An 18,575-nucleotide genomic window follows, 5' to 3' on the forward strand; every position below is an offset into this window, starting at 1 on the left:
CGGCGTAATCCCCGCCTTCTCGCAGATCGCGCCAAGACCGTTCAGAATACCTTCCGAACTGTCATGCGGCGTCGACGGCGTCTTGTGACGGAAAAACGAGCCGTCTTCCTGGTTGAACAGCAAAAGGTCGGTGAAGGTGCCGCCAACGTCGACACCCAAACGATAGGTCATGTGTTTCACCTTGTTCGAAGACTATGCGCCAGCGAATAGGCCGCATGTCGGGGGAATATGAAAACGACTGGCGCACAAACATCCGCTAGGCGGAGGTTGGCCCCACCTATCGGATACGTTTGCGCGGCGATCATGCTCAGGCCTCAGCCGCTTCGACCGGCTTGGGAAAGGCGGGCGCGCGGGCGACCATGGAGGGCAGGGTGCGCTCCATGACGGTGGCAAGCCACTGGTTCGCCTCGACAAGCTTGCCAAGGTCCATGCCGGTGGCAACGCCCGCGCGGTGGAGCATGTAGACCACGTCCTCGCTGGCGACGTTGCCGGCCGCGCCGGGGGCGAAGGGGCATCCACCAAGGCCGCCCAGGGCGGCATCGACGACGCGTGCGCCTGCTTCCACCGCCGTCCAGGCATTGGCGATGCCGGTGCCGCGGGTGTTGTGGAAATGGACGCGCACAGGGATCGGGCCGATCGCTTCGCTGACGGCGCGTACGAGGCGGGAGACGTGGGCCGGATCGGCCACGCCGATGGTGTCGGCCAGTGCGATCTCGACCGGGTCGGCCTCGGCCAGTTTGCGGGCCATCTCGACAACGTGGTCCTCGGCGATCTCGCCTTCGAAGGGGCAGCCGAACGCGGCGCCGATGGTGGCCTGGCCGCGCAGGCCTGCATCCTGGGCCATGGCAATGAGGCCCTTGGCGGCGTCAACCGATTCGAGGCTGGTCTGGCCCTGGTTGGCGATGGCGAAGCGGTCGGAGGCGACGCAGACGGCACCCAGTTCGTGGATGCGCCCCGTGGCAATGGCGCGCTCGCCCCCCTTCGCGTTCATGACGAGGCCTGTGTAGAGAACGCCTTCGACCTCGGGCAGTCCGGCGCAGACCTCGGCCGCATCGGCCATCTGGGGCACGCGGCGCGGATTCACGAAGCTGGTGACCTCGATGCGACGGGCACCGGCGTCGATGGCGCGGCGCACCAGTTCGAGCTTGTCCTGGGTCGAGATCAGTGTCTTTTCGTTCTGCAGGCCGTCGCGCGGGCCTACTTCCATGAATTCAATCGACTTTGCCGTCACGCGGATCGGGCCTTTCCTTGGGACTTTCCTTGGCTCCGGGGCCTGGAGTGCATTGCGTTTGCGGACCGCTGGGATGGGCTGAGAGGTGGCCAGTAGAGCCTTTTCGCCTCTCCCCTTGAGGTCATTTCAAAACTGTACACGAAATGGAGCAGGCGGTCCATACGTGAGCGCCTGCCTGACCCGATATCAAGCTGTAATTTGGATTTTGGGCGCGATTCTGAGTTGGATCGAGAAGCGCTCGAACATTTTTGTGTACAAAGATGTAATTCGCAGTCACCTTGATGCCGCCAAGAGCCGAAACCGGCCGGGCGCTCGATGATATGTTTGCAAAGTAAGACAATTCGAGGTTCAGGGGAAATCATCAGATGCAGCACAAGAAGGTAATTCTTCTCGCAGGTGTCGCGCTTGGCGTTGTCGGCGCCAATCCGGTCGCGGCGCAGTCTACGTCTTCGGGCGCGGAACTGATCGGCAATCAGATTACCGTTACTGCGCGCCGCCAGAACGAGAGCCTGAGCGACGTGCCCGCCTCGGTCACGGTGCTGACCGGCGCGGATCTTGAGGCCAAGGGCATCGTCACGACCGAGCAGGCGATTGCGGCAACGCCGGGCGTTACGATCGTCTCCAACGCCGCGCAGGTCGGTGACGCGCAGATCAATATTCGCGGCGTCAACGGCGCGCGTGATGCGGAGAACAACGTCGCGCTGGTGGTTGACGGCATCCTCAAGACCAACACGGCTGCGGTCAACCAGTACCAAGGCGCGCTCCAGCAGTTCGAGATCCTCAAGGGCCCGCAAGGTGCCTACTACGGGCGCGGCGCGACGGCGGGCGTGATCGTGATGACGACGAAGGCGCCCTCGGACCGGCTTGAGGCCGAAGGGCGCGCCTACTGGGCGACGCAGGACAGCCAGCTTCTTGAGGGTTCGATCTCGGGTCCTTTGGGGGGCAGCACCGGCTTTGTTCTGTTCGGCCAGTACCGCGCGACTGACGGGTTTTACACCAACACCGGACCCGATCCGCGCACGCGCGGCAAGACGATCGACCAGTACGAAGGCTGGGGGCTGGGCGGACGCCTCTTGTCCGAGCCGACAGACCGGCTGAGCCTTGATGCGAAGTTTCGCTACAACAAGATCGAGGCCGCTGCGCTCAACTACAACGCGGCTTTCGAAATGCCTGACTTCGCAAGTGCGCTGGGCATCCCGGAATACTATCAGGACGTGAACACCGCGCGTTTCGAATGGCAGCGCAACGTCCCCTCGATCGACACCCTGCGCACGATCGAGGCCTCGCTCAAGGCGGACTACGCCTTCGACGGGGCGAAGCTGACGACTTGGGTGTCCTTCTCGGACATCGACGAGACGTTCTATGCCGACACGACCGCCGCCTCGTTCGGGCGCTTCAACGGCCAGGACGCGTGCATCGCCTCGACTGCGGCGCTCTACGATGCGGGCGTGGTGCTGGCGCCGCCGCTCTACCTTGCGCCGACGCCGGGCGGCTCGACGCTTGGTGCCTACAGCCCGACCGCCTGCGATGGTATTCAGGTGACCTTGCGCGACCAGCGCGATGTGAGCGCGGAGATCCGCCTCGCTTCGGACACAAGCGCGCCTCTGCAGTGGTCGGTCGGGGCCTATTACCTCCACATCAACCGCCACTATGCAACCGCGCTCAACGAGGATGACGGCGGGCCGGTCAATTCCAACCTCTACAACGCGCCGGGTACGCCCAACCAGACCTCGCAGCTCTTCAACGACCGCTTCAAGACCAATGTCTATGCTGGCTTCGGGTCGCTGGAATGGAGCCCGACGCAAGCCCTTACCCTGTCGGGTGCGCTGCGTTTCGACCGCGAAGAACGCACCGTCACCCCGCTCGTGCCCGATGTCACCGATCCCATCACCGGGGCCTCGATCAATCCGGGCTACGATGTGGGTACGCTGGAGTTCCAGAAGAGAGCCTACGAGCAGCTCCAGCCCAAGGTCACCTTGCGCTACGCGTTCACGCCCGACATCAACGTCTATCTGGACTATGGTGTGGGCTTCAAGGCGGGCGGCTTCAACAGCCAGGGCAGCGCCGCGCTGATCGACACCTATTACAACGACCTCCTGGGCTCGAACCTGGCCATCGACGACGATTACAAGAAGGAGGTCAGCCACGCGCTGGAGGCGGGCTTCAAGATTGGCCTGGCCAATGGTGATGTGCAGATCAACGGCGCGGTCTACCGCAACATTGTCGAGGACATGCAGTTCTTCGAGTTCTACACCGGCACCTTCGGCATCCTGCGCGTTGTTTCCAATATCGACAAGGTGCGCCTGATGGGGGCGGAACTGGGCGTGGTGTGGAAGGTCGCTCCGGGCTTCACGCTCGATGCAGGCGGCAACGTCCTCGACAGCAAGATCATCACCAACTCGGTGCGGCCCGATACCGAAGGCAACAAGTCGCCCTATTCGGCCGACTATACCCTGAACCTGGGCGCTTCGGTAATCCAGCCGGTCAGCGACAGCGTCGACTTCACCTTCCGCGCGGACTACCGCCTGACCGGGCCGACCTGGTTCCACGTCGTGCAGGACCAGCAGCGCCGGACAATCTTCGACGTGTTCTATCCGGGGCTTGGCACGGCAGACTATTCGCAGACCCGGCGCGATGCCTATGGCATCGTCAATCTGCGCGCCGGGCTGAAGGGCGAGGGTTGGCACCTCACCGGCTTCGTCAACAACTTCTTCAAGAAGCGCTACCTGGAGGAAGTGATCCCGGCGCCCGAGTTCGGCGGCGCGTTCCTGACGCCGGGCGCTTTGCGCCAGATCGGCGTGGAAGCGGGCTTCAGCTTCTGACAGGGCGCAGTTGGGCGGACGGCGCGCGCACTTTGCGCGTTGCGCTGCCCGCCCATCCGGCGCTAGGGAGCCTGCCTGTTTAGCAAGTGGAATGCCGGGCGCACGCACCGGGAGTTGAACATGGCCAAGACGTCAGAGCAGGTATATCGCCAGATCCGCGCAGGTATTCTGGCGGGCGATTTCGAACCGGGCATGTTCGTACCCGAGGATGAGTTCGCGAGCTACTGCGGCACCTCGCGCACGCCGGTGCGCGAGGCGATTGCCCGCCTTGTCTCGGAGACGCTGCTGCAGCGCTCGGGTACGCGGCGGGTGTTCGTACCGCTCTGGTCCGATGGCGAGGTGGAGGAGCTCTTCACCCTGCGTGCCAAGCTTGAGGCCCACTGCGCCGAGCGCGCGGCCGAACTGATCACGCCGGACGAGATCGCGGAGCTGCGCACCCACGCCGACTTCATCGATGCGGCACTGGGTGGGGAGGCCGATATCCCGGGCTTCGTGGAAGGCAACCGCCGTTTTCACGCGACCTTGCTGGCCGCCGCGCGCTCCGAGCCGCTTAACCAGATGATGCGGATCATCGTCAACCAGGTGATTATCCACCGCACGGCCGAGCGCTACAACGTCTCGGACCTCGAACAGAGCCAGCGCGACCACCGCGATCTCATCGCGGCCTTCACCGCGCACGATGTCGCCTGGGCGGGCGCCATCGCGCGCAACCACATCCGCCGCGCGGCCCATGCCTATCGCTTGCGCGCGAACGAGGCGGCGACAGGCGGCGCGCACTTCACCGAGGATATGGACTAGGAGGCCGCGCGGCCTCGGTCGGGATTGGCGCGAAGCGCAAGCAGCGCGGCCAGTGCCAGCGTTCCCGCAGCAAAGGCCATCGTCCAGATCGGGGCCTCAGGGAACAAGGTCTTCATCACTGTCCCCATGACCGTCGCGACGAGCAGTTGCGGCAGGACCACGAAGACGTTGAAAAGGCCCATGTAGACGCCCAGCTTGGCCTGCGGCAGGTGGCTGGCGAGGATGGCGTAAGGCATCGCCAGGATCGAGGCCCAGGCGATACCGATGCCGATCTCGCACGCGATCAGCCAGGTGGAATCACGCACCACGAGAAAACCTGCAAAGCCGAGTGCGCCTGTGAGCAGGCACAGCGCATGGGTGCGCACCTTGCCCAGCCGTGCGGACAGGAGCGGAAGCAGCAGCAGTGCGGCAAGGGCCGCGACGCTGTTGTAGACCGCGAAGAGCACGCCGACCCAGTTGCCCGCCTCCTGATAGGCCGGATCGAGCGGCGAGGCGGCGCCGAAATGGGTGTTCGCCACGACAGGTGTCGTGTGGATCCACATGATGAAGAGCGCCGACCAGCTGAAGAACTGGACGAGAGCCAGGCGCTTCATCAGCAGCGGCATTCCGGCAAAGTCGCCCACGATCCCTGTGAGCATCGAGCTCTCCTTGCCCTTCCGTGCGCGCCGGGCCGCGAGGTTTACCGCGAGGCCGTAGGCGGCAAGGAGCGCGGCGAGGAGGTAGACTTCCTTTTCGAGGCTCCAATGCCAGACGGCAAGGGCCAGCGCGGCGCCAAGGCTAACCCAGGCGAGCCCCGTCGTGGGCTTGCGCACAGCCAGTGCGCTCAGGGTTGCGGGTGTGGCGGAAACCTCCTCGCAACCGGCAAAGGCGCGCATATCCTCGGGCGTATATTCGCGGGTGGACAGGACGGTCCACAGTACGGCGACGACAAGCAGCGCCGCGCCGGCCTGGAAGCTGATCCGAACCGTCTCGGGGATCGTGCCGTCCGCGGCGACATTCGCAACGCCCAGGTGATCGAGCAGGTAGGGGAAGAGCGAGCCCACGACCGCGCCCGCGCCGATGAAGGCGGTCTGTACTCCGTAGCCCGCCGTGTGCTGGTCGCGGCGCAGCATGTCGCCGACGAAGGCCCGGAACGGCTCCATCGAGACGTTGAGACTGGCATCCAGCGTCCACAGCAGGAGCGCGGCCATCAGGAGGCTGGTGCTGCCGGGCATCGCCAGCAGCGAAGCTGCTGCCAGCAGTGCACCCGCCAGGAAATAGGGCCGCCGCCGCCCGATTCTGCCGAGCCAGGTGCGGTCTGAAAGGTGGCCGATAACGGGCTGGACGAGGAGGCCGGTCAGTGGCGCGGCTACCCAAAGCGCGGGCAGGTCATCGATGGAGGAGCCCAGCGACTGGAAGACCCGGCTCATGTTCGCGTTCTGGAGCGCAAAACCGACCTGAATGCCAAAAAAGCCGACGCTGATGTTGCACAGGCCCAGCCAGCCCTGTCGGGGCTTTTCCGAGAGTGCGGTGGCCTCTTCCCGCAATCCGGCCTCGCTGCCTGTAGCCATCCGGCCGTCCTTTCCCGTCTCACCTGCCGATGGTCTGCCACCGTGCGCTTCAGGCCCATGGCACTTGCACGGCCCGGGCCCGGCGGCAATCACGCATACGAATACGCGGCGCATTTCTGCGTCCGTTTCGAAGCTAACGGGGGGCCGTGCTCTCGCGCACGATCAGCCGTGTGCCGATCAGCGGGGAGGGCGGCGCGCGCTCCTCGATCCGGGCAAGCAGGGCATCGATCAGCCGCTCGCCTGCCGCGCGCATGTCCTGCGCGATGGTGGTGAGCGTGGGCGAGGCCATGGCCGCAGCGGGCAGGTCATCGAAGCCAATCACGGCCACGTCCTCGGGGATGCGCCTTCCTGCGGCGCGCAGGGCTGCCATGGCGCCTAGCGCAATGAGGTCGCTGGCCGCGAAGACCGCGTCGAACTCGGTCCCCGCATCGAGGATGTCCTGCATGGCCGCACGGCCAAGGTCCTCGTGGCTGATCGTGTCGCGCCGGAGGGCATCGTCGGGCGCGATCCCGGCCGCATCGAGCGCTTCGCACAGTCCGCCATAGCGGTCTGCGAACTCGGGGTAGTGCTCATCCGCCTGGCCGAGGAAGGCGATGCGGCGATGTCCCAGGTCCAGCAGGTGCTCGCCTGCCATCCGGCCCGCCTGCACGTTGTCCGAACCGATCGCGGCGCCAAAGGCCGGATCGTCGACCGCGCCCCAGCGCACGAAATGCGTGCCGTGCTCGACCAGATCGCGCAGGCGGCTGCGGTAGAGCGTGTAGTCACCGTAGCCGAGCAGGATCAGCCCGTCGGCGCGGTGGCTGTCGAGATAGCGCACGTGCCAGTCGTCCTCCATGCGCTGGAACGAGATGAGCAGGTCAAGCCCGCGCGTGGCGCTGTGCCGCGTGATCGCGCCAAGCATGGCGAGAAAGAAGGGATTGATCTTGGAATCGCCGGGGGTGTCTTCCTCGAAGAAGAGCAGCGCAATGGTGTTGGTCCGCTTGGAGCGCAGCGAGGAGGCGTTCTTGTCGACCGAGTAGTTCAGTTCGCGCGCAATGGCCTCGATGCGCTTTCGGGTCGCTTCGCTGATCGACGGGCTGCCGCGCAGCGCCCGGCTGACGGTCGGCTGCGAGACGCCCGCCCTATAGGCGATGTCGAAGCTCGTCGGCCGGTTCGAAGGCTTGCGCCCCATATAGTCCTCCCTCTCCCGTGGCGCGGTCATGCTGCGCACAATGGCGGCGTTCGGTCGGGCTTTGCGGCGCGGATTTCCGGGCGATCACGCAGTTTTGCGTATGTTGCCCGGGTGCCACGGCGCGAGGCCCCGTTCGCTCTACGTATACGTATGCCATATTATGCGTAACCAATCCCGCGTCTATGCCGAAGGCAGGAAATGAGTCGCGCCGTCTTTGAAGCGCACTCACCCTTGGGAGCGGACGCCGCAATCGGTCTTCAGAACCGTCACGCGGCAGTGGGAGGTAACAGGGAATGGATTTTCGTACGTATACTGCGAGCAAGGTCGTGATCTCGCGCGGCGCACTGATCGCCGCGATGCTGGCCACCATGCCCGGCATGGCGCTGGCGCAGGAGGCGGCCGAACCGCTCACCGAGGAAGGCGCGATCATCGTCACCGGCTACCGTGCCAGTCTGGCCAGCGCGGTGGGCGAAAAGCGCGAGGCCGAGCAGATCGTGGAATCGATCTCGGCCGAAGACATCGGCAAGCTGCCCGATGCTTCCATCGCGGAATCGATTGCGCGCCTGCCCGGCCTGACCTCGCAGCGTGTCAACGGGCGCTCGAACGCGATCTCTATTCGCGGCTTTGCGCCGGACTTCTCGACCACGCTCCTCAACGGGCGCGAACAGACTTCGACCGGCGACAACCGCGCGGTCGAGTATGACCAGTACCCCTCCGAGATCGTCAACGCGGTCAATGTCTACAAGACACCGATGGCCAGCCTCATCGGCCAGGGCCTCTCCGGCACGGTCGACATGCGCACGGTCCGCCCGCTCGATGGCACCAAGCGCATCGTCAGCGTCGGCGCGCGCGGGACCTACACCGATCAGGGCAAGCTTAACGCGGGGTCCTCGGACACCGGGTTTCGCATGAACGCGCTCTATGTCGACCAGTTCGCGAACGACACCCTGGGCATCGCCCTTGGCGCCAGTTACCTTGATGAGCCCTACCAGGTCGAGGAATTCAACGCCTGGGGCTACGCCGATGGGCCTGACGGCAACCGCGTGATCGGGGGCTCGAAGTCCTATGTGACCTCGACCAAGCTCAAGCGTCTCGGGCTTAACAGCACGCTGCAATGGCGCCCGTCTCCCAACTTCACCTCGACGCTCGATGCGTTCTATTCCGATTTCAAGGACGACCAGTTCAAGCGCGGGATCGAGCTGCCGCTGTTCTGGTCGGGCGCCTCGCTCCAGGACGACTACAGCGCCTCGGACGGCCTCATTACGCAAGGGGCTTTTGACGATGTGAAGGGCGTGCTGCGCAACGACGCGTTCCAGCGCCACGCCAAGCTCTATTCGTTCGGGTGGAACAACGCCTGGAAGGGCGACGATGGCTGGAACGCCGTTGCCGACGTCAGCTACTCGCGCACCGATCGCAACGAACTCGTGGTCGAGACGTACTCGGGCACGGGCCGTGCGGGTGACGGCGCGACCGACACCATCGGCTTTTCCAGTTCCTCGGGCGGGACGGTGTTCACCCACCAGCTCGACTATGCGGACTACGACCTGATCCAGCTGACCAGCCCGCAAGGCTGGGGCGGCACGCAGATCGGGCCGGATGGGACGACCATCACCGGCGGCCAGGACGGCTACTACAATGACCGCAAGATACGGGACGAGCTGTGGCAGCTACGCCTCGAAGTCGCCAAGGAGATTGATCGCGGGCCCCTGCGTTCCCTGCAGGCCGGGCTCAACTACACCACCCGCTCCAAGCGGCTGGTGCCCGAGGAGTACTTCCTCGGTCTTGCCGCCAACACCGATGGCACGATCTCGGTCCCGATCCCCGAGGACGCGCGCTTGGGCGCAACCAACCTCGACTATCTGGGGCTGGGCTCGATGGTCAGCTACGATCCGGTCGCACTGGTCGATGCCGGGCTCTACAACCTTGTCGCCAACCCCTACGGCGACGTCGTGGTCAAGGCCTACGCGATCCGCGAGAAGATCATGACCGCCTATACCCAGGCGAACATCGATGCCGAGATCGGCTCGGCGCATCTGACCGGCAACGTGGGTGTGCAGGCCAACTGGGTCGACCAGAACTCGAAGGGCGCGACGGCGGTGTACCTGGGAACCAACCCCAATGGTTCGCCCGACATCGGAGCTTCGGAGCGTAACGAGAGCACCGACTACCTTGATGTGCTGCCCAGCCTCAACCTCTCGCTGCGTTTCCCGAGCGACTTCGTGATCCGCTTTGCCGCCGCGCGCGAGATCATTCGTCCGCGCCTCGACGATATGCGGGCCTCGCTCAGTTGGGGCTATACCGTGACCGGCGATGTCGCGCAGGTGACCGGCTCATCGGGCAATCCCGATCTTCGCCCCTGGCGCGCCAACGCCATCGACCTCACCTTCGAGAAATACTTCGCGAGCAAGGGCTACATCGCCGCGCAGTTCTACTGGAAAGACCTGAAGAGCTACGTCTACAATCTGGACGTGACGGTGCCCACATCCGTGCTGGCGTTGCCGAGCCCGGGCGATGGTATCACGATTGCGCCTTATGCCCAGCTCAATGTCCCGGTGAACGGGGAGGGCGGCAAGCTCTACGGCGTGGAAGTCGCGACAACGCTTCCCTTCGAAACCTTCGTCGAGGCGCTGGAAGGCTTCGGTGTGACGGGCTCGGTTGCCTATACCAGGACGAAGATCTCGCCGGTGCCGGGCGGCGCTTCGGAGGACCTGCCGGGTTATTCCAAATGGGTTGCCAACGGCACGGCCTACTTCGAGAAGGCAGGCTTCAGCGCGCGCGGTTCGGTGCGCTATCGTTCGACCTTCGTGGGCGAGGTTTCCGGGTTCGGCGCGGCGCGCGTGCGGCGCCGGGCGGCCTCGGAGTTCATCGTCGATGGGCAGCTGGGCTATGAATTCCAGCCGGGCAGCGCGCTGGAGGGGCTTTCGCTCTACCTCCAGGGGCAGAACCTGACCGACGAGCCCTTCATCACGGCCAATCCCGGCGATGCGCGCCAGGTGATCGATTACCAGAGCTATGGACGCCGGTTCCTCGCAGGGTTCACCTACAAGTTCTGAGAGTTTCGGTAGCAAGGCCCGGGCTGGCTCCTCCTGGACCGGACCTTGCGGCCACACCTCGGGGGTGGGACCGTCCGATTGAACGTCCCGGTCGGTTCCACCCCTGATCCGCTTTCACCCCCGCGATCTCTTTCGAGGAGGCCATGATGATCCGAGCCACGACGCTGGCCCTTGCCGCTTCAAGCCTGGCGCTTCTGTCTAGCGCTGGGCATTCTCGGGAACCGGAGCCGGCTAACGCCCTGGCCGCCTTGCGCGCCCGCCCGCCTGAGCAGGACGTGATCTACTTTGTCCTTCCCGACCGCTTCGAGAACGGCGATCCGGCCAATGATCGGGGAGGGTATGAAGGGGACAGGCTCGCGACGGGCTTCGACCCGGCTGACAAGGGCTTCTATCATGGTGGCGACCTGGCGGGGCTGACTTCGCGGCTGGACTATATCCGGGGCCTGGGCGCCACTGCGATCTGGGTTGGCCCGGTCTTTCGCAACAAGCCGGTGCAAGGCGCGCCGGGCCAGGAGAGCGCGGGCTACCACGGTTACTGGATCACCGATTTCACCACGGTCGACCCGCACCTTGGCACCGAGGCCGAGTTCGCCGCCTTCGTGAAAGCGGCCCACGCGCGTGGCATGAAGGTCTATATGGACATCATCGTCAACCACACGGCCGATGTCATCACCTATGCCGATGGCGAAGAGAACGGCTATGCCTACCGCAGCAAGGCCGCGTATCCCTTCTCGACCCGAGGCGCGGTTCAGGGGGCGCCGATCAACCCGGGCTTTGCGGGCGACCACGATCGCGCGCCTGCCAACTGGGCGAAGCTGACCGATCCCGGTTTTGCCTATGCCCCGCGCGTGCCCGAGAGCGAACGGGAGGCTAAGACCCCGAACTGGCTCAACGATCCGATCTACTACCACAACCGGGGCGACACTGACTGGACCGGGGAGAGCGCGCAGTACGGCGATTTCATCGGCCTCGATGACCTGGCGACCGAACATCCGCGCGTTGTCGAGGGGATGATCGAGATCTACGGGGCCTGGATAGACCGCTATGGCATCGACGGCTTCCGGATCGATACCGCCCGGCACGTGAACCCTGAATTCTGGCAGGCTTTCGTGCCCGCCATGGAGGAGCGCGCACGAAAGGCGGGCATTCCCAACTTCCACATCTTCGGTGAAGTCGCGACCGAGCGCTACGATCCAGCTCTGCTTGCCTCCTGGACCCATGCGGCCGATTTTCCCTCCGTGCTCGATTTCGGCCTGATGTACGCGGTGATCCATGCTCTTTCGGCAGGAGGCAGCCAGGCGGACCTCGCCCGGATGCCGATGGACGATAGGCTCTATGCGGGCGGAGCCTTGGCGGCCAACCGCCTGCCCACGTTCCTGGGCAACCACGATGCGGGCCGGGTCGCCATGCTTCTGGAGAAGGCGAACCCCGGCATATCGCGTGATGAGCTTCTCGCGCGGGTCACGCTCGCCCACGCACTGCTGCTGAGCTTGCGCGGCGTCCCCACGATCTATGCAGGCGACGAGCAGGGCTTTGTCGGCACGGGCGGCGACAAGGAGGCGCGCCAGGACATGTTCGCCTCACAGGTCACGGCGTTCAACACGCAGGACTTGCTGGGCACCGACGCGACAAGCGCTGAGGCCAATTTCGATACCACCCATCCGCTCTATCGCTTCATATCGCAGATGGCGCAGCTGCGTGCGCGCACTCCAGCCCTGCAGAGCGGCACGACACGGCTGCGCGCTGCGTCCGAAACCGCGCCCGGCCTCTTCGCGCTCTCGCGCTTCGATCCGCGCGATAGCCATGAAATTGTTATGGTTTTCAACACCTCGGGACAAGCCTTAGAGGCTATGGTCGCAGTCGATCCAAACTCAGTGCAGTTCCGCGAGATCGCGGGCCACGGTTGCGGTACAAAATCGATTGCAGCGGGAAGTCTCGCCGTCACGCTGGCACCCTTCGGCTTCGCCCTGTGTGAGGCCCGGCGCTAGTTTCTGGCGGACTTCGACGCCTAGCGAGATGCGAAAAGGGATACTGCGCAGCATGACGACCCCTGTGGCAAAGCAAACCGACCGCGAAGCCGGTGCCTGGTGGCACGGTGCGACGATCTACCAGATCTATCCGCGCAGCTTCCTGGACAGCAACGGCGATGGCGTGGGGGACCTGGCGGGCATCACGCAGCGCCTCGACCACGTGGCGCGCCTGGGTGTCGAGGGGATCTGGATATCCCCGTTCTACACCTCGCCCATGGCGGACTTCGGCTATGACATCGCCGACTATTGCGATGTCGATCCGATCTTCGGGACGCTCGCGGATTTCGATGCCCTGGTCGCGCGCGCCACAGAACTGGGCCTCAAGGTCATCGTCGACCAGGTCTACGCGCATACCTCCGATGCACATCCCTGGTTTGTAGAGAGCCGGGTCTCGCGCCACAACTCGCATGCCGATTGGTACGTCTGGGCAGACCCCAAGCCCGACGGCTCCCCGCCCAACAACTGGCAGTCCGTGTTCGGCGGTCCGGCCTGGTGCTGGGACGCGCGGCGCGGGCAGTACTACCTGCACAATTTCCTGAAGGAGCAGCCCCAGCTCAACGTCCACAATCCCAAGGTGCAGGAAGCGCTGCTGGAGGTTGCGCGCTTCTGGCTGGAGCGGGGCGTCGCGGGCTTTCGCATCGACGCGCTCAACTTCACGATGCACGACCCGCTGCTGCGCGACAATCCGCCTGCGCCCGATACCGGCGAGGTGCGCACACGGCCCTTCGATTTCCAGCTTCAGGCCTACAACCAGTCACACCCCGATATCCCGCAGTTCATCGAGCGGTTGCAGGCGCTGATTGCCAGCTATCCGGGCACCTTCTCGCTCGCCGAAGTGGGCGGGCGCAACGCGCTGGCCGAGATGCACGAGTTCACGCGCGGACCCGACCGGCTCGACAGCGCCTACGGCTTCGACTTCCTCTACGCGCCGGCGCTCACCCCGGCGCTGGTTCAGCGGGCGCTCGAGGCCTGGGACGGGCCCGAGGTCGGCGGCTGGCCGAGCTGGGCCTTCGAGAACCATGATGCGCCGCGCGCCCTCTCGCGCTGGTGTGCCGATGAAGGCGCGCGCCCCGCCTTCGCTCGCCTGAAGGCGATGCTGTTCTTCGCGCTGCGCGGTAATCTCATCCTCTATCAGGGTGAGGAACTCGGACTCCTCCAGGATGAGGTCCCCTTTGACTTGCTGCAGGACCCGGAGGCCATTGCCAACTGGCCGCTGACCCTGTCACGCGACGGGGTGCGCACGCCCCTACCGTGGGTCGGGGGCGATGCGCAGGGGGGCTTTACGCAAGGCGGATACCCGTGGTTGCCCCTGAGTGGGCAGAACCTCGCGCGGGCAGTCGATGGGCAAGAGGCCGATCCGGCCTCGCAGCTCAACCTGACCGCGCACTTGCAGCAGATCCGCAAGGCCTCGCCCGCTTTGCGTGACGGGGCCTGCGCCGTGCTGCTTGCCGATGCCCACCGGCTGGTCCTTCGGCGCAGCCACAAGAGCCAGAGCGTGCTCGCGGTGTTCAACTTCAGCGAAGGCGCTCAGCCTTGGCCGGAGGATCTGACCGCCGCCGGCAATCTGCTCGCGCATACGAATTTCGACGCCGCCCAATGGTCGGGGGAGGGGCGCCTTGACGAGCTGCCCCCGCACGCGGCGATCTGGATCGAAGAGGGAGAGAGATAACGATGAAACCGCTGCGCCTTCTGGCCGCCGCCGCCGGACTGGTCCTTGCCAGCTGCCATGGGACAAGCGTGGGAGCGGCTGAGCCCAGGGAAGTTTCGGCCAACTCGCCTGATGGAAGCCTGGTCCTTCGCGTGACGACCGACAACGATGCCCGGCCGGAATGGTCGCTCTCACGGAAGGGCAAGCTTCTTGTCGCGCCCAGTCGGCTGGGCTTCATCCTGGCGGACGGTCTTCCCATGGTGCGCGGTTTCTCGATTACGGGCAGCGAGCGGGCAGAAGGCGAAGAAACCTGGGAGCAGCCCTGGGGCGAACGCCGCTTCGTGCACGACCGTCACAACGAGGTCCTGGTGCGCTTCGTGCAGTCCGAAGAGGACGGCGCGCGGCGGATGAATGTGCGCTTCCGCCTCTTCGATGACGGTATCGGTTTTCGCTATGAACTGCCCGTGCAGCCCGCGCTCAAGACCATGCGCATCGCCGAGGAAGCGACCGGCTTCACCATCGCTCCCAAGGGCGAGGCCTGGTGGATCGCGGGCGGGGAATGGAACCGCTACGAGCAGGTCTACCAGCACACCGCCATCGACGCGGTGTCCACGGCGCACACGCCGATCACGATGAAGCTGGAGGACGGCACGCACCTCTCGTTTCACGAGGCGGCCCTCGTCGATTACGCGGGCTATCGCCTACGCCGGGCCGATGGACAGACCTTCCGGACCGAACTTGCGCCGTCCGCCATTGGCCCCGCCGTCGTGCGCGATCTTCCCTTCGCGACGCCCTGGCGTACGATCCGCATTGCCGAGGATGCGGCGGGCCTTATCGAGAACGACCTGGAACTCAACCTCAATGAGCCCAACACGCTGGGCGATGTCAGCTGGTTCGAGCCGGGACGGTACATCGGCATCTGGTGGGGCATGATCCGGGGCGACTGGACCTGGGGGGAGGGCCCGCGCCACGGAGCCACCACCGCCCGCACGAAGGCCTATATCGATTTTGCCGCCGAGAATGGCTTTCGGGGCGTCCTTGTCGAGGGATGGGACAAGGGCTGGAACGGCAATTGGCTCGGCCACGGGCAGGACTTCAGCTTTACTAGGGCCGTGCCGGACTTCGATCTCGACGCGGTGACATCCTATGCCCGCAGCAAGGGGGTGCGCCTCATCGGGCACCACGAGACAGGCGGGAACATCGCCAACTACGAAGCCCAACTCGACGATGCGATGGCGCTCTATGAGCGGCTGGGCGTCGATGTCGTGAAGACCGGATACGTGACCGATGCGGGAGGGATCATCGCGGACACCGACCGGTATGGCGAAGCGTCCGGCGCGGTGCGTACCGCCTGGCACGACGGTCAGCGCATGGCGAACCACTACCTCGACGTGGTGAAAGTCGCGGCACAGCACCATGTGGCTGTCAACACGCACGAGCCGATCAAGGACACCGGCCTTCGCCGTACCTGGCCCAACTGGGTCTCGCGCGAGGGCGCACGCGGTATGGAGTACAATGCCTGGGGCGCCTATGCGAACGGGCCGGATCACGAGCCGACGCTGATCTACACCCGGATGCTGTCCGGGCCGATGGACTTCACGCCAGGTATCCTCAGCCTGACTGGAGCAGAGGGCGTGCCACTGGCCTCGACACTTGCCAAGCAACTGGGCCTTTACGTCACGCTCTACTCGCCCATTCAGATGGCGGCGGATTTCATTGAGGAGCTGGAAAAACACCCGCGCGAGATGGACTTCATCTCCAGCGTGCCGACCGACTGGGCGGAGAGCCATCTCCTCGCCGGCGAAGTGGGCGATTATGCAGTCTTTGCCCGCAAGGATCGCAAGAGCGCGCGCTGGTTCGTCGGCGGGGTTAACGATGCAACGCCGCGCAGGGTGCGCGTTGCTCTCGACTTTCTCGATCCGGGGCGGACGTATACGGCAACGATCTGGAAGGACGGCGAAGGCGCAACGTATCTGGACGAAACGCGCCATTCCATTGCCTACGATACGCAAACGGTGACCAGGGGCGATAGCCTCGACATGTGGATGGCGCCTGGTGGCGGTATGGCGGTGCGGCTGGAGCCAAGCTCCTGAAATCGCAAGGCGGGAAGGGGCAGGGGGGCTTCCTTCCCGCTTCGATAGAGAGGACTGTGCGGTTCATTTCCGGTACCCGGCCCGATGCGGAACGGGACAGCCCCGATAAAAAATCGCCCGAAAACGAAATTGGGGCGCGCATTGTGGCGCGCTTTCGTCTATGGGGGCGCCGACTGTTTGCCCGATGTGCGGGCCAGCTTCCCGAATCCCCCTGACCGAGAGGCCGCTTTTTGGCGGCATGAACCGTTGATGCCTTCCAATTTTGAACACCTCCCCGAACCTCTTGCAGCCGCGCTGACCGGCCAGGGCTATGAAAAGCTGACCGCCGTGCAGGAGGCTGTCTGCGAAGGGGAAGCGGAAGGCCGCGACCTTCTCGTCTCGGCGCAGACGGGCTCGGGCAAGACGGTGGCGTTCGGCCTCGCCATGGCCGAGCAGATGCTTTCGGTTGAGGACCTGCCCTATGCGCGCACGCCGCTTGCACTGGTCATCGCCCCGACCCGCGAACTGGCCCTGCAGGTCAGCCGCGAACTGAGCTGGCTCTACGCCCCCACCAACGCGCGTATCGTGACGTGCGTGGGCGGCATGGACCCGGTGGCTGAGCGCAAGAAGCTGGAGAAGGGCGCCGCGATCGTCGTGGGCACCCCCGGCCGTCTGCGCGACCACCTCGAACGCGGCAAGCTCGACCTCTCCGAGCTGCGCGTTGCCGTCCTCGACGAGGCCGACGAGATGCTCGACATGGGCTTTCGCGAAGACCTCGAGGAGCTCCTCGACGCGACCCCGGCCGAGCGCCGTACGCTGCTGTTCTCGGCGACCATGCCGCGCGGCATCGAGCAGCTGGCTCGCCAGTACCAGAACAACGCGCTGCGCATCTCGACTGTGGGGGAAAGCCGCGGCCACGGCGACATCGCCTACCAGGCGGTGACGGTGTCTCCTTCGGACGTCGAGAACGCGGCGATCAACATCCTGCGCTTCCACGAGGCCGAGACCGCGATCCTGTTCTGCGCCACGCGTGACAAGGTGAAGCATCTGCACGCGCAGCTGGTCGAGCGCGGCTTTTCCGCCGTGGCGCTCTCGGGCGAACACTCGCAGAACGAGCGTAACAACGCGCTTCAGGCGCTGCGCGACAAGCGTGCGCGCGTGTGCGTTGCGACCGACGTCGCCGCGCGCGGTATCGATCTTCCCACGCTGACGCTCGTCGTCCACGTCGAGATCCCGCGCGATGCCGAGACGCTCCAGCACCGCTCGGGCCGTACCGGCCGTGCGGGCAAGAAGGGCACCGCTGTCCTGCTCGTGCCGCATTCGCGTCGTCGCCGCGTCGAATACATGCTGCGTGACGCGAAGATCCCGGCCGAGTGGACCGAAGTTCCCGGCCCGGAGGTCATCCGCGCGAAGGACCGTGAGCGTATCATCGACGCGCTGACCGCGCCGCGCGAAATTACTGAGGATGACCGCGAGATCGCGCGTGCCCTCATGGAGAAGGTCCCGGCCGAAGACCTCGCCGCGGCTCTCGTCGCTGCGCAGCGCGAAACGATGCCCCAGCCCGAGGAACTCCTCGGCAAGGTCGAGAAGCCGGGCCGTGGCAAGCGCGGCGAAGGCTTCGAAGATGCCGTGTGGTTCCGCATGAACATCGGCCGCAAGGATCAGGCAGAGCCGCGCTGGGTGCTGCCTGTCGTATGCCGCCGTGGCCACGTGTCGAGCGATGTCATCGGCCAGATCCGCATTCTCGTGCACGAGACCTTCATCGAGATTCCGGCCGCGATGGCCGATCGCTTTGCCCAGACCGTCGAGAAGACCGCCGGTTCGGACGACGACGACTTCGAGAAGGCCATCCGCTTCGAGCGTTCGGCCGCGCCGCCGCCGGGACGCCCCGGTGGTTTCCGTGGTGGTCCGCGTGGCGGCAACGATGGTCCGCCGCGCAAGGCCCGTCCGTTCAACGGTGGCGGCAAGCCGCCGCGCCGTGATGGCCCGCGCCGCGAAGGCCCGCACCGCGGCGCCTCGAGCCACGGTGGCCACGGTGGTGGCCCGAAGGGCAAGAGCCGTCGGGGCTGATCGCCGCCGCGCGCATTTGAGGAAGAGAAGAGGGCTGGACCGTGTGTCCGGCCCTTTTTCGTTGGCCAGCGTCGGACAGAACTATGTCCAGCGCTGGTAAACGTGCGTTCTCAGCGCCTTGATGCAAGGC

General features: G+C 65.2%; 11 protein-coding genes. 7 read left to right on the top strand and 4 right to left on the bottom strand.

What is annotated here, in order from left to right; genetic code table 11:
• Together LC060_RS19810 and LC060_RS19815 are read right to left on the bottom strand one after the other, a co-directional pair.
• The coding region (locus tag LC060_RS19810; protein ID WP_226636496.1) for a hydantoinase/oxoprolinase N-terminal domain-containing protein at window positions 1–171 on the bottom strand (171 nt) is incomplete at its 3' end.
• Window positions 172–307: 136 nt separating this feature from the next.
• Window positions 308–1,231 carry a hydroxymethylglutaryl-CoA lyase gene (locus LC060_RS19815; protein WP_226638434.1) on the bottom strand — a complete coding sequence of 308 codons (924 nt, stop codon included), beginning with the start codon at window positions 1,229–1,231 and terminating at the stop codon, window positions 308–310.
• A gap of 365 nt (window positions 1,232–1,596) precedes the next feature.
• Between LC060_RS19815 and LC060_RS19820 the strand changes: the two genes are divergently transcribed.
• Together LC060_RS19820 and LC060_RS19825 are read left to right on the top strand one after the other, a co-directional pair.
• Complete coding sequence (locus tag LC060_RS19820) at window positions 1,597–4,053, top strand: TonB-dependent receptor (protein ID WP_226638435.1); 2,457 nt, start codon at window positions 1,597–1,599, stop codon at window positions 4,051–4,053.
• A gap of 120 nt (window positions 4,054–4,173) precedes the next feature.
• Window positions 4,174–4,851 (top strand): GntR family transcriptional regulator, encoded by a 678-nt coding sequence (locus LC060_RS19825; RefSeq protein ID WP_226638436.1) that lies wholly within the window; start codon window positions 4,174–4,176, stop codon window positions 4,849–4,851.
• Here LC060_RS19825 and LC060_RS19830 read toward each other — a convergent pair.
• The gene (locus LC060_RS19830; RefSeq protein WP_226638437.1) at window positions 4,848–6,401 is read right to left on the bottom strand and encodes an MFS transporter; all 1,554 of its coding nucleotides are present in this window, start codon (window positions 6,399–6,401) and stop codon (window positions 4,848–4,850) included. The two genes, LC060_RS19825 and LC060_RS19830, sit on opposite strands and share 4 nt — an antisense overlap.
• Before the next feature lie 133 nt (window positions 6,402–6,534).
• Window positions 6,535–7,572: a LacI family DNA-binding transcriptional regulator gene (locus LC060_RS19835; protein ID WP_226638438.1), complete on the bottom strand. Its 1,038-nt coding sequence runs from the start codon at window positions 7,570–7,572 to the stop codon at window positions 6,535–6,537.
• A gap of 356 nt (window positions 7,573–7,928) precedes the next feature.
• Between LC060_RS19835 and LC060_RS19840 the strand changes: the two genes are divergently transcribed.
• From LC060_RS19840 to LC060_RS19860, 5 genes are all read left to right on the top strand, one after another.
• Window positions 7,929–10,625: a TonB-dependent receptor gene (locus tag LC060_RS19840; RefSeq protein WP_413465144.1), complete on the top strand. Its 2,697-nt coding sequence runs from the start codon at window positions 7,929–7,931 to the stop codon at window positions 10,623–10,625.
• Between the two features lie 146 nt (window positions 10,626–10,771).
• On the top strand, window positions 10,772–12,613 hold the full coding sequence (locus tag LC060_RS19845; protein ID WP_226638440.1) for an alpha-amylase family glycosyl hydrolase: 1,842 nt from the start codon (window positions 10,772–10,774) through the stop codon (window positions 12,611–12,613).
• A gap of 52 nt (window positions 12,614–12,665) precedes the next feature.
• A complete protein-coding gene (locus LC060_RS19850) occupies window positions 12,666–14,324 on the top strand; it encodes an alpha-amylase family glycosyl hydrolase (RefSeq protein ID WP_226638441.1) in 1,659 nt (552 codons plus the stop codon).
• Between the two features lie 2 nt (window positions 14,325–14,326).
• Window positions 14,327–16,396 carry a glycoside hydrolase family 97 protein gene (locus LC060_RS19855; protein ID WP_226638442.1) on the top strand — a complete coding sequence of 690 codons (2,070 nt, stop codon included), beginning with the start codon at window positions 14,327–14,329 and terminating at the stop codon, window positions 16,394–16,396.
• Between the two features lie 249 nt (window positions 16,397–16,645).
• Window positions 16,646–18,445 carry a DEAD/DEAH box helicase gene (locus tag LC060_RS19860; protein WP_226638443.1) on the top strand — a complete coding sequence of 600 codons (1,800 nt, stop codon included), beginning with the start codon at window positions 16,646–16,648 and terminating at the stop codon, window positions 18,443–18,445.
• Window positions 18,446–18,575 lie beyond the last annotated feature (130 nt).

The sequence above is a fragment of the Novosphingobium profundi genome (assembly GCF_020524485.1).
GTDB lineage: Bacteria > Pseudomonadota > Alphaproteobacteria > Sphingomonadales > Sphingomonadaceae > Novosphingobium > Novosphingobium profundi_A.

Excerpts from the sequence above, each read along its gene's own strand:
- LC060_RS19835 (WP_226638438.1), bottom strand. The coding sequence starts at position 7,572 with ATGGGGCGCAAGCCTTCGAACCGGCCGACGAGCTTCGACATCGCCTAT.
- LC060_RS19825 (WP_226638436.1), top strand. The coding sequence starts at position 4,174 with ATGGCCAAGACGTCAGAGCAGGTATATCGCCAGATCCGCGCAGGTATT.
- LC060_RS19850 (WP_226638441.1), top strand. The coding sequence starts at position 12,666 with ATGACGACCCCTGTGGCAAAGCAAACCGACCGCGAAGCCGGTGCCTGG.
- LC060_RS19830 (WP_226638437.1), bottom strand. The coding sequence starts at position 6,401 with ATGGCTACAGGCAGCGAGGCCGGATTGCGGGAAGAGGCCACCGCACTC.
- LC060_RS19845 (WP_226638440.1), top strand. The coding sequence starts at position 10,772 with ATGATCCGAGCCACGACGCTGGCCCTTGCCGCTTCAAGCCTGGCGCTT.
- LC060_RS19860 (WP_226638443.1), top strand. The coding sequence starts at position 16,646 with ATGCCTTCCAATTTTGAACACCTCCCCGAACCTCTTGCAGCCGCGCTG.
- LC060_RS19840 (WP_413465144.1), top strand. The coding sequence starts at position 7,929 with ATGCTGGCCACCATGCCCGGCATGGCGCTGGCGCAGGAGGCGGCCGAA.
- LC060_RS19855 (WP_226638442.1), top strand. The coding sequence starts at position 14,327 with ATGAAACCGCTGCGCCTTCTGGCCGCCGCCGCCGGACTGGTCCTTGCC.
- LC060_RS19820 (WP_226638435.1), top strand. The coding sequence starts at position 1,597 with ATGCAGCACAAGAAGGTAATTCTTCTCGCAGGTGTCGCGCTTGGCGTT.